Source organism: Gemmata sp., assembly GCF_051859125.1.
Lineage (GTDB): Bacteria > Planctomycetota > Planctomycetia > Gemmatales > Gemmataceae > Gemmata.
In genome coordinates, this window is the sequence record NZ_JBHYGG010000110.1 from 1 (window position 1) to 11,529 (window position 11,529).

Annotated in this window: 9 protein-coding genes; 6 read left to right on the plus strand and 3 right to left on the minus strand. The window is 68.8% G+C overall.

What is annotated here, in order from left to right:
* Window positions 1-159: 159 nt before the first annotated feature.
* The 3 genes from ACTIGN_RS11480 (at window position 160) to ACTIGN_RS11490 (ending at window position 2,853) form a co-directional block, all read left to right on the plus strand.
* Window positions 160-1,197 (plus strand): DUF1559 family PulG-like putative transporter, encoded by a 1,038-nt coding sequence (locus ACTIGN_RS11480; RefSeq protein WP_439623900.1) that lies wholly within the window; start codon window positions 160-162, stop codon window positions 1,195-1,197.
* A gap of 32 nt (window positions 1,198-1,229) precedes the next feature.
* Complete coding sequence (locus tag ACTIGN_RS11485; RefSeq protein ID WP_439623902.1) at window positions 1,230-1,667, plus strand: hypothetical protein; 438 nt, start codon at window positions 1,230-1,232, stop codon at window positions 1,665-1,667.
* Window positions 1,668-2,685: 1,018 nt separating this feature from the next.
* A complete protein-coding gene (locus ACTIGN_RS11490; protein ID WP_439623904.1) occupies window positions 2,686-2,853 on the plus strand; it encodes a hypothetical protein in 168 nt (55 codons plus the stop codon).
* A 27-nt stretch (window positions 2,854-2,880) separates the two neighbouring features.
* Here ACTIGN_RS11490 and ACTIGN_RS11495 read toward each other — a convergent pair whose 3' ends face one another.
* A complete protein-coding gene (locus ACTIGN_RS11495) occupies window positions 2,881-3,273 on the minus strand; it encodes a hypothetical protein (protein ID WP_439623906.1) in 393 nt (130 codons plus the stop codon).
* 31 nt (window positions 3,274-3,304) lie between these two features.
* Window positions 3,305-4,357, minus strand: a complete 1,053-nt coding sequence (locus ACTIGN_RS11500; protein ID WP_439623908.1) for a DUF1559 family PulG-like putative transporter — start codon at window positions 4,355-4,357, stop codon at window positions 3,305-3,307.
* Window positions 4,358-4,625: 268 nt separating this feature from the next.
* Here ACTIGN_RS11500 and ACTIGN_RS11505 point away from each other — a divergent pair, with 268 nt between their 5' ends.
* The 3 genes from ACTIGN_RS11505 (at window position 4,626) to ACTIGN_RS11515 (ending at window position 10,247) form a co-directional block, all read left to right on the plus strand.
* Entirely contained in the window at window positions 4,626-7,592 is a 2,967-nt protein-coding gene (locus tag ACTIGN_RS11505) for a LamG domain-containing protein (protein ID WP_439623910.1), read from the plus strand.
* Between the two features lie 113 nt (window positions 7,593-7,705).
* Window positions 7,706-8,269 carry an RNA polymerase sigma factor gene (locus ACTIGN_RS11510; RefSeq protein ID WP_439623912.1) on the plus strand — a complete coding sequence of 188 codons (564 nt, stop codon included), beginning with the start codon at window positions 7,706-7,708 and terminating at the stop codon, window positions 8,267-8,269.
* Window positions 8,256-10,247 (plus strand): protein kinase domain-containing protein, encoded by a 1,992-nt coding sequence (locus tag ACTIGN_RS11515; RefSeq protein WP_439623914.1) that lies wholly within the window; start codon window positions 8,256-8,258, stop codon window positions 10,245-10,247. The genes ACTIGN_RS11510 and ACTIGN_RS11515 overlap by 14 nt, the downstream gene beginning before the upstream one ends.
* Window positions 10,248-10,790: 543 nt before the next feature.
* Here the strand turns inward: ACTIGN_RS11515 and ACTIGN_RS11520 are convergent.
* Window positions 10,791-11,486, minus strand: a complete 696-nt coding sequence (locus tag ACTIGN_RS11520) for a transposase (RefSeq protein WP_439623916.1) — start codon at window positions 11,484-11,486, stop codon at window positions 10,791-10,793.
* Between the last annotated feature and the right edge of the window lie 43 nt (window positions 11,487-11,529).

Sequence of the window (11,529 nt, forward strand, 5' to 3'; positions counted from 1 at the left end):
ATCACCAGGGAGCAGCCCCCATGCCAACCGCTCATTCTTTCCGAACGCTCTAAGCCACTCGCGGCACCTGATGGCGCGTACCCGCCCCACTTTTCGGGGTCCGAGCCGCCTGCGCCCGTAAAACGTTATCAGGTCCAGAGCTCATCGGAGATGCCGCCCATGTCCGATTCCTTCCGTCGTCGAGTCGCGTTCACGCTGATTGAACTCCTCGTTGTGGTCGCGATCATCGCCGTCTTGATTGGACTCCTGCTTCCAGCCGTGCAGAAGGTCCGCGAGGCCGCCGCACGCATGAAGTGCGGGAACAACCTGAAGCAACTCGGGCTCGCCCTCCACAACTTCCATGACGCCAACGGAAAATTTCCCCTCGGCACGTTCAATGACAACAACACGCTCTGGGGCTGGAACGTCTGGATCCTTCCGTACCTCGAGCAGTCCGCGTTGGCGAACAACCTCCAGGCATCCGGGAGCGGCACGTTCTACCTACCCCCGCTCGGGGGGAAAGTGGCTTCGATCGACCCCGCGGGCGGGTTCGTGACGAACACTGCCGGCTCGGGGGCGGCAAAGACGGTGATCCGCACCCTTCTCTGCCCAAGCGACACGCTGCCGCTGCAATGTGCGAATGACTACGCCAAGACGAACTATTGCGGGAACGGGGGAACGACCAAAAACTGGCCCAAGAACGTGCCGACACCTCAGACCGCCTGGCCGTGGGGCTGGCAACAGAACACGCTCGTGGGCGGCAACGATCCGACAGCGAGTAAGGGCTCGGACCAAAACGGGGTCATCCTGGCCGCCAACGATCAGTACGGGACCTGGGTCACCAGCATCGCCACGATCACCGACGGCACCAGCAACACGGTGGGGGTCGGGGAGGTGACGACCAGCGCGAACGTGACCGCGAGCAACCTGAGCCACGGGGCGTTTCCGATCTGGGCCGGGTGCAACCCCAACGGCGGCTCGAACAACTATACCAACGCGTACGGCGTCGCGTCGGTCATTCGGTGGATGGACACCATGTTCTACCTGAACAGGCGCACCGGGAACGAGTCGGACCTGAGCTTCGGCAGCCAGCACAGTGTGGGGGGCAACTTTCTGCTAATGGACGGCTCGATCCGCTTTCTTATCGACAACTCGGATTCGACCGTCTACAAGGCCTTCGGCTCACGAGACGGCGGCGAAGTTGTCTCCGCACCCTGAGCCGGGCAACCTCGCACCAGGAGCCATTCCCGATGACGGCTTTCCCGTCCCCGCTGGGTCTTGGGATCCTGGCAGTTGCCACGTGTTCCCTCCTGGCAAGCTGTTCGGGAGGTGGCCCCCAGACGGCCACGGTGACCGGGAAGGTCACGTACAACGGCCGGCCGGTGACCGCGGGGAGCCTGACGTTTCTGCCCAAGACTCAGGCGACCGGCCGACCAGCATCCGGCGTCATCAGCGAAGCCGGTGAGTACTTCACGGGCACTTTCAACGAGCGGGATGGGGTACTGATTGGGGTGGCGGCCGTAAGTTATGCTCCGCCGCCGATTGACAACAAGGGCGAGAAGATTGTGTACGGAGCGCCACCCCCTCAGGGGCCATACGACGGGCTGGTTGTGAAAGTCAGGGAAGTGGAAATCGCCCCCGGCAGCAACGTCATCGATGTTGAGTTGATCCCGGCCACCAAACCTTGAAGGATCTTGCCTCGCGCAACGTGCGAACGTCGACGGAGGTGGCCCGCCGTCACCAGGAGCGTGAGCAACTGGCCCCGACGGTCCACCAGGGCGTGGAGCTTGGTCGTCAGCCGCACGAGGCACCGCCGGTCGTCCGCGTCGGGGAGCGCCACCTGCGGCACCTCACCACGAAATTCCTGACGCATTACAATTCCGAGCGTCCGCACCAGGGCGTGGGCACCGTGCCCCTCGCCGTGGAACGCCCGCCGGACCCCGAGCCGGCCGTGGTCCCGTTCCCCGCGGCTCGGGTCCGGTGCCGGTCGCGGCTCGGTGGCCTCCTGAGGCACTATCTCCGCGATGCGGCCTGGCCCCACGCCTTCCCGCACGCACATCTCGTGACTTCGCCACGTCCCCGGCCGCGTGGGCGGTCGGCGCGGCACACGCCGAGGGCAGCACCTCGGTTCCGATCGCGGCCGCCCCGGGCCTTGCGGTGGGCGCTGGAAGCGGTCTGCCCACCGCCGGTCTGAACAACGGACATCTGCTCGGACGACCTCGATCGGCCCCTGACAATCCCTGCGGCTCACGTGGACATCATTTTTGCACACGACGGGGGTGATCGAGGACCTCGTGGCGGAGAACCGGATCCCGCGGGTCCAGAGCTCCCGGACCGGCGCGGTGTATCCGCACGGGACCGGGCGCGGCTGGTCCGACTCGGGCAGCGGCGGGTCGGGTCGGCGGTGAAGGACCTGATCTCCATCGTGTCGTACCGGACGTTCACCCGCTGGGTCGCAGCCGCGGCGGGGCAGGGGAGTGCGGTTCGCGTGTCCGCCCGGAAGCCGGATCGACCGCGGACCCCGGACGAGATCCGGGAGTTGGTGCAGCGTCTGGGTCCGGGGGACTGGGGGAGTTCGACCCACGTCCTCGGTGAGCTTCGAAAACTCGGCATCCGGTGTGTGAGCCGGATGCCGGTGGTGAACATCCTCAGGGGCGCGGGGTTGGACCCGAGCCCGTAGCAGGCGGTCGGCACTGGGAGACGTTCGTGCAGCGGCACGTGGCGACCCTGTGGGCCAGTGACTTCCTGACCGTGCGGACCGCGACGCTGGGCGGGTTCGTGGACCTGTACGTGCTGTTCTCCCTCCACATGTGCACGCGGCGGGCGTTCGTCGCCGGGATCTCGGCCATCATTCTTGTACGTGAGGGTTTGTGATCGCGTCTAGGAGGCCGAATCTTGTGGTCACTGCTTCAGCGAGCGAACGTCCTTTGCGGACAACTTGAAGTCCCACGTAGCGCTCCCGGGGGTTATCTCGGTCGGATACTCCATGATGTTCGCGATCAGCTTGTTGTTCGGTGGCGGCCCGTCATACACCTGGACGCTCACGATCACCGGCCCGAGCGTCGGGGCATAGTCGGGGCTCGTCTGGTACTCCCCTTCGCGGACCTCGGCCACCCCGAACACGCCCTTGTTCCCCCGCACCGTGTCCGGCGCTATGTTGATTAGTCCATACGCCACGGGTTTCCCCTCATAAGTCAGCGTGCCCTTCAGCGGCGTCCCGGTCGGGTACGTCGGCCCGCACCCGGCCAGCACCGCGACCATCCCCAGCGCCCTCGCCCACCTTGCGATCGTCATCTCTTGCTCCTGTTCGTCGGTTACTGGCGCGTTACTGCTGGGCGACCACCTGCCCGTCGGCCCGTGCCGCGTAGGCGAAGACCACGTCGAGCGATGAATTGTCGGTTAGGAACTGGACCGACCCGTCGGCCAGGAGAACGACCGCGCCGCCCGGGTGGGCGGACCGGATCGGCATGTTCCGCTGAATGTCGGTGCCCCCCGGCATCATCCCGTTCGCCGGCCCGCCGTTGGCCCCTACGACCGCCGGCCTGTTGTTGATCCCGTACCGCACGGTCTGCGTGTTGAACGCCCGGTGGTCCGAACTCGTCGGGTACGCGGTCGGGGGGCTACTGGCCCCCATCGTCCAGCCGTACAGGCCGCCGCTGCGGACGTCGGACGGCGCGGTCCCGTCGCTGTACCGCAGGAAGTCGGACTCCTCGGCCACGATCATCGTGTTCGATGTGCCGTCGGAGATGTCCGTGATCTGGGTCCGGCTCTGGGCGTACATGATCCCGTTGACGCTGTACCACCCGCTGTTTGAGGTGCAACAGTTCGAGTAGTTCGTCTTGGAATCGGAGAACGTGCCGAGCGTGGTCGGGCTCCCGTTCCAGAAACCGGAGATCCCCATGTAGTCGGCCAGGGTGATCCGCTGCCCGGTTGAAATCCGATTGGCTGCGTACTTGCTCGGGTTGATCGGCGACGACGGGCACTTCATGGTCTTGATAACCACGGTGTCCGCGGCAGTGAGGTTGTTGCTGTTGGTGAACCCACTGGATCCGGAAAATTGCCACTTCGAGTAGAGCGCCCCCTGCTCGATGTGCGGGAGGATGTAGACCCACCACGAACTACCCCACCCGGCCGAGGTGGCGGTGCCGAACGGCGGCAGGTCGTTGGCCGCGCCCGCCGGGAACCGGCCGTTGTCATTGTGGTACGAGTGTAGGGCCAGCCCAACCTGCTTCAAGTTGTTTTGGCACTGGGCGCGTGCCGCGGCCTCGCGGACCTTCTGGACCGCGGGGAGCAGCAGCCCGATCAGCACGGCGATGATCGCGATGACCACGAGTAACTCGATCAGTGTAAACGCGCGACGGGTCGGGACCGGGATCACGTGAGTTCTCCTGGGAAAGGAGTCAGGCGCGACGGTGGTAAAAATGAAGCAACACGCCGGTTCGCCCGGCCAACGTGTGAGGGAGAAATGCGCGAGCGGCCCGACTTTGGGTCGGTCGGCCGAAAAAAAATCTACCCGCATGACCAACTTCCGACCCGATATCAACTTGCGTACCTTGCACTTCGGCCACTTCCCCGCGATCACCCAAATCTTCCCGCGCTGCGCATTTCTTGTGGTGTCCGCTCTCCGAGCCACGAGGTACAACCGGATGCCCGTCCCCCTTCGATTCGCCCCGGTTCTCGCCGCACTCACTCTGGCGAGCGGCCTCACCTCGGCACGGGCCGAGGTGAAGCCGCTCGCCCACTACCACCTCACGCACGAGCAGGGGGCGGTCCGCGACACCGCCGCGCCCGAGGAACTCGCGAACCGCGTCGAGAGCGGGCCGGCGCTGCGGCGGAGCGGGTCGCCGAAGGTCATGTCCGACGCCCCCGAGCCGCGCCGGAAGGCGTTCACCGGCGCGGTCGCGTTCGCCGGGAAGGACCAATGCTACCGGATCGAGAAGTCGCTCGTCCCGGACGACAACTGGGTACTGGAGGCGTGGGCGAACCCGCGGCAAGCGGCCGCGAAGGGCGGGTACCACGCGGTCGTCGCGTGCGGGGACGGCGGGAGCGGGTTCGTCCTCGGCCAGATCGACGGGCGCTGGGAACTACTCGTCGGCGGCGTGGGCGGGTTCAAGCTCGGCGACGTGAAGGCCGGCACCTGGACGCACCTGGCGGTGGTCAAGTCCCGCGGCGCGGTGACCCTCTGGGTGGACGGCTTGCGGGTGCCCGGGCGGGCGGCCGCGCCGGGCAAGGGGCCGGCGAACTTCAGCATCGGTGCGACCGCCCCGGGCCGCGAGCCGTTCGACGGGTGGGTCGCCGAGGTCCGGCTCTCGACATTCGCCCCCGGCGCGTTCGACCCGGCCGCCGACCTGCTGCTGGACACCGCGACGGCGAAGAAGTCTTTCGCACTGGTCGTCGCGGACCGGGTCGCGCTCGTCGAGCGGTTGCTCGCCGCACCGGGGGCGGTCGCGGTCACGCGGTTCGACGAGCGGGCCGCCGGCGACGACTGGCTGCTCAAGCCGCCGGCCACGCCGGCCTCGGTCCAGGTACTTCCGGGCCGCGACCGCACGTCGGCCCAGGTCATGCTGTCCAACGGGCTCGTCAGTCGGACGTTCCTGGTGACCGACAACCTGGGGTGCGTCTCGCTGCGGCGGTCCGACACCGGGGCGGAGTTCGTCCGCGCCGTGAAGCCCGAGGCACGAGTGAAGATCGATGGCGCGTGGGTGGAGGTCGGCGGGCTCACCGGTGCCGCCGACCACTCGTTCCTCTCGCCGGACTGGTTCCCGGACCTGGAGTCCCGCCCGGGGGCATTGCGATTCACCGGGATGACGGTGGGTGAGCCGGTCAAGCCGTACGACTGGCGGCCCAAGTGCAACGCTCCGGCCGTGCCGTGGCCGCCGAAGGGCACGCGGGTGACGTTTCACTTCGCCCCGCCGCCCGCGGCCACGAGTTTGAGGGGACTCGGAGTGGACGTCCACTACGAGGTGTACGACGGGCTCCCGGCGGTGATGAAGACGTTCACGGTCACGAACCGGACCGGGCGCGCGGTCGTGGTGGACGAGATCAACGCCGAGTGCCTCGCGGTCGCGCAGGACCAGAAGCCCCGACTGCACGTCGAGAGCGACTACTCGTTCGCCACCGGGAACCTCACCGGCGAGAGCAGCGCGCTGGGCATCCACGTTCCAGGCGGCCCGGGCGGGCCGTGGGTGAACTACTACCTGGGCCGCGGCACGACGAAGTGGGAGGGCGACCCGGAGTGGGGCTCGATGGCCACGCTGAACCCTGCCGAGGACCTGTTCCTGCGGAACCCGCAGAAGGCGCTCCTGGTGAGCCGCCCGCCGACCGGCCCGGCCGCAGCCGTGCCCGACGGCGGTGCGTTCCGCGCGTTCCGCACGTTCGAGATCCTGAGCGACTCCGACGAGACCGAGCGGCGGTCCCTCGCCCAGCGGCGGTTCTACCGGCTCCTGGCCCCGCAGGTGGGCGAGCACCAGTTGGAGGTCCACTGCCCGACGCACGACACGCGTACTTTGAAGGCGTGCATCGACCAGATGGCCGAACTCGGGTTCGAGCGGCTCCAGATCGAACACCCGGCCGGGATCGCGTACGACGACCTGTCGGCGGGCCACGTCAAGTGGCTCAAGGACGTGTGCGACCACGGGGCGACAAAGGGGGTCCGGGTGGGTGCGTACGAACTGATGATGGCGTCGCAGGGCCGCGGCGCGGCGCACAACTGCATCAACCCCGCGACCGGGAAGCCGGGCAGCCTGTTCGGGCAGAGCGGGTGCGGGTGCAGCCGGTGGGGGGCGGACTACCGCGAGAAGATGTTCCGGCTCATCGACGCCACCGGGCTCGGGTCGTTCAACCCCGACGGCCCGTACCACGGCGACCCGTGCGCCGCGACCGACCACCCGGGCCACCGCGGGGTGGCCGACTCCCAGTGGCGGCAGTGGGAGTACATGTGCGGCATCCTGCACGAGTGCCAGCGGCGGAACTTGTACGTCACGATCCCGGACTGGTACGTCCTCAACGGGCAGGTGTGTACCGGCATGGGGTACCGAGAGGCGTCCGACAACCTCGACATCGCGCTCCAGACGGTCCTGTACCGGCAGTACATCTTCGACGGCACGTTCCCCAAGACGCCAGGCATGGGGTGGGTGAACCTGAACACCGAGGTGCTCCGCGGCGGGCCCGAAGCGAACCTGGAGCGGTACGAGACGCAGTTCTTCAACCTGATCGCGTCCGGGGCGCAACTGTGGGTCCGCGGCGGCGGCCTGTACGACGGCCCGAAGAGCAGGGCGATGGTGGAGCGCTGGGTGAAGTGGCACCGGGCGCACCGAGAGGTGATCGCCGGCGACATCGTCCACCTGCGCCGGGCCGACGGGCGGCACCTCGACTACTACCTGCACGTCAACCCGGGCGGCAAGGAGAAGGGGCTGCTCCTGGTGTTCAACCCGGCCGACCGGGCCGCCGAGCAGGTGCTGGAGGTGCCGCTGTACTACACCGGGCTGGACCGGACCGCCCGGGTGCGGTCCGGCGACGCCGCGCCGAAGGAGTACCCGCTCGACCGCGGGCACCGGGCCAAGCTGCCGGTGACCGTTCCGGCCCGCGGGTTCACGTGGTACGTCATCGAGTGACGCCGTGCGTGGTGGTCGTTGCCCGTGCGGGGGCGGGTGGGTATGATTGGGGCTTGTCCCTGGTGACGTCCCCGTGTCGGAGACCGGGGGAGCGGTGCGAACCGCTCCCGGGCATGCACACCACCTCCCTGACCCTGCTGGATCGGCTCCGCGGCCCGCGCGACGGGGACGCCTGGGACCGGTTCGTGCGGCTGTACTCGGCAGGGCTGTACTCGTGGGTTCGGGGCCACGGGTTCCGCCACGACGACGCCGCCGACCTCGTGCAGGACGTGTTCACCACCCTCGTGCAGAAGCTCCCCGAGTTCGAGTACGAACGGGGCGGGAGCTTCCGCGCGTGGCTCTGGACGGTGACCCGGAACAAGTGCCGGGAGCACGTCCGACGACGACGACCAGTCGCAGTCCCCGACGAAGCGCTCGCCGACCTGGAGGGCGGCGCGGCCACCGAGGACGTCTCGGCCGAGGAGTTCCGCCGCGAGCTGATGAGGCGGGTGACCGCGGTGCTCGAGACCGACTTCCCGCCGGCCGTGTGGCGGGCGTTCTGGGCGCACGTGATCGACGAGAAGCCCGCGTCCAGGGTCGCCGCGGAGCAGGGCATCAACATCTGGGCGGTATACACTGCGAAAACACGCGTGCTCGCCCGGTTGAACGAGGAGTTGGCCGACCTTGCCGAGGACTAAGACACCGCTGGGCCGCCCGTGCCCGCCCCCGGACGCGCTCCGGGCGGCCCTGCTCGGCCGCGCGCCGGCGGACCTGTTGGAGTTCCTCACCGCCCACGTCCCGGGGTGCCCGGCGTGCGCGGCTGCGGTCGAGGAGGCGCACACCATCGATGAGGCCAGAGCAGCGGCGCCGCTCGCCGCGCTTCGCGAGGCCCCTCTGCCCACGCGCCCCACCGACGACGAACTCGCCGACTTGTCGTCCCGGCTCGCCGGGCTGGTTCTGCCGCCAGCACCGGCGACCGAGCCCCCCGAGCAGATCGGCCCCTACCGCGTCAAGGAGCAACTCGGGGTCGGGGGCATGGGCGTCGTTTACCGGGCCGAGGACACCGCACTGGGGCGGGACGTCGCGATCAAGGTGCTCCGGCCCGGGGCCGACCGCGACCCGCGGTACGTCGAGCGGTTCGCCCGCGAGGCCCGGGCGCTGGCCGCGGTCCGGCACGACCACGTCGTCACCGTTTTCCAGGTCGGAGAAGCGGCCACCGGCGACGGCCGGGCGGTCCCGTTCCTGGCGATGGAGTTGCTCCACGGCCGCACGCTGCAAGACTGGCTCCGAACGAACCCACCACCGCCGGCCGCCGTTGCGGTGCGGATCGGCCGGCAGGCCGCCGGGGGGCTCGCGGCGGCACACGCCCGTGGGCTGCTCCACCGCGACGTGAAGCCGGCCAACATCTGGCTCGAAGCGCCGGACGGGTGGACCGACGGTTCGCTCGACGCGCTCCCGGCGGTCGCCCGGGTGAAGCTGATCGACTTCGGGCTGGCACGCATGGCCGGCGACGGCCGCACCGACGGTCGGGCCGGCACGCCGGGGTACATGCCCCCCGAACAGGTGTGCGGCGCCGCGCTCGACACGCGCTCCGACCTGTTCGCACTCGGGTGCGTGCTCTACGAACTCTGTACCGGCACACGGGCGTTCCCGGCCGACGGGTCGTTCCCCGAACCGGTGCCGATCCCCGACGCGGTCGCCCGTTCCGCTCCGCGCCTCGCGGCGCTCACCAAGCGACTCGTGGCCCTCGATCCAGCCGCGCGGCCGGCGACCGCGCCCGAGGTCGAGCGCGAACTCGCCGCGGCCGAGGCGGAAGCGACCCGCACCTCAGTGGTCCCAGGCGGGTGGTCGCGAGCAACCCGCCGGCGCGCCGCAGCGGCCGGCGTCGCGGCCTGCGTGGCCGCCGCGGTCGTGCTGTGGCCCGGACCCGGCCCGAGCCCGGAACTTGAACCCGCGCCCCCCACCGTGGTGCAAGCTCTGCCCCCGAGGCCCGCGTTCCCCGACGGTCCGCCCGACGACGAGTGGTGCCGGAGAGCGGCGCACCGCCCGCCCAAGGAGCAGTTCAAGCTCGTCACCGCGAAGCTCGTCGAGCTGAACCCGGGCTTCTCCGCGAAGGAAGCGTCCGGCTGGATCGAGCCCGAGCTGGTGATCCGTTACACCCTCAAATCGAACGCAGTCAACGACATTCGCTCGGTGCGCGGCTTACCGGAGATGAAGTTCTTCGGGGTCATGGGCGTGCCGCCCGACGGGGGGAACCTCACCGACCTCTCGCCCCTCACGGGGCTACCGGTGAAGTACCTTACCCTCCACGACCAGACGCGACTCCGTGACCTGTCGCCCCTCAAGGGCTGCCCACTGTTTCACCTCGACGTTCGCAACACGGCGGTGGACTCGCTCGCCCACGTGCCCGGGGAGTTGCTGGAGGAACTGGCGATCACCGGCTCGAAGATCGGCGACCTGTCGGCAGTCGCCCGAATGCCGCGGCTGCGTCGACTGGAGTGCAATCGGTGTCCGATCGCGTCACTGGAGCCCCTCGCCGGGACCGGCCTTCGGGTACTCTTGGCCGACATTCGCACGAACCGCGACCTGTTAATTTTGAAGCGGATCACACACTTGGAAAGGGTAAATGATGTGAGCCTTGCTGAATTTTACCGAACGTTCGTGCCCTCAGAATGAATTGACTTGCGACTATGGCTGGGCAACCGTTGCCCGGTCGCTCTCCCGAGGGGAACACATCTCGAACATTCGCGCGAGGCACCCTCACCATCGGCGGGAATTACTAGGTGACCGTGAGAGGTGGCGGTCGCACGGGAGCTCGTAACCGCCAATCCCGGGAGCGTGGGCCTGGGGGCAGGACGCATTCTCATGGCCCGAAGGCACCCAGCAGGTGGGAACACTTTGAGGGCTGGCGGGCGAGATCGCAAATTGGTCACGAAAACGGCCGCCCGTTGCCGTGTCGTCCGAGAGTTCTTGTGGTGGGCGGCTGTTCGGCAGTTGGCGTGCGTCAGGGGTGCCGCTCGGGCTCCCGCGGGGAAGGCAGACGACTCGTGGACCGCGGACAAGTTGCGGGAGGCACTGCTGCGACTGGGCAGGAGTAAGCCGTTGGCCCGTGCGTGTTTCGACGTTCACTGCTCTTCAGCATCCGTCGGGCACCCTGGTGAGTGGGCTCGGCCCGCAGACTGCGCTTTCATCGTTCTCGTAACCGTGTACCCAACGGGTTCAACGATGCGGTGGGAGCCGAGGGCGGTGGTGGGACTGCTGCCGCCCGCCGGTGACCCCGACCCCGGCTCGTCCAATGGCCGCTCCCGGGCCGGCGGTTCGGTGAACACGACCACCTCGTCCGTCACCCCGGCGATGTCGTCGAGGTCCCGGTCGGCGGGCCCCCGGGCACACTGGCCCGGTCCAGCCGGTCGGCGTCGGCCACCCAGGATTCGGGCGGGTCGAGGAGTTGCACGGCCAGCGGGTCGTGCCCCTTCGGCGCGTCGTGGGCGGACGCAGCGGCCCGGCAGTGGGCCTTCTTGCCCAGCGCCCGCAGTCCTGCCGCTGGACCCCGACCGAGTGCTTCCCCTGCCTGGGGAAAGTGGTGTCGTCGATCACGAGTACGCTGTCCGAGGTGGCGAACGTGGCGGCCGGGTGGGCGCGAAACCGGCGCAGGACGGCGCCGTGGTCCCATGGGCTCTGGCGGTCGAACTGCTGGAGGGCCGGCACGGTGTCCTTGCTGGCCAGATCGGTCGGGGTGACGCGGTGGGAGAGGGGCGCGACGCTCTTGCGGCCGCCGTCGGGGAGCAGGCCGCAGGTATACCACGGCCCCCCGGGCCGGCTTGGCCCGGGGGAACTCGGCGGTGAACCGGCGGCGTACTCGCGGAGCCGGGCGAGGACGCCTGGGTCGAGGTCAGGGGCACACGTAGGGCTCACGCACTATGAAGTAGTGGGCGTGTAAGGGTTTGTGTGTATCACG

Coding starts and splice junctions, on each gene's coding strand:
- ACTIGN_RS11480 (WP_439623900.1), top strand. CDS start 160: ATGTCCGATTCCTTCCGTCGTCGAGTCGCGTTCACGCTGATTGAACTC.
- ACTIGN_RS11485 (WP_439623902.1), top strand. CDS start 1,230: ATGACGGCTTTCCCGTCCCCGCTGGGTCTTGGGATCCTGGCAGTTGCC.
- ACTIGN_RS11495 (WP_439623906.1), bottom strand. CDS start 3,273: ATGACGATCGCAAGGTGGGCGAGGGCGCTGGGGATGGTCGCGGTGCTG.
- ACTIGN_RS11505 (WP_439623910.1), top strand. CDS start 4,626: ATGCCCGTCCCCCTTCGATTCGCCCCGGTTCTCGCCGCACTCACTCTG.
- ACTIGN_RS11510 (WP_439623912.1), top strand. CDS start 7,706: ATGCACACCACCTCCCTGACCCTGCTGGATCGGCTCCGCGGCCCGCGC.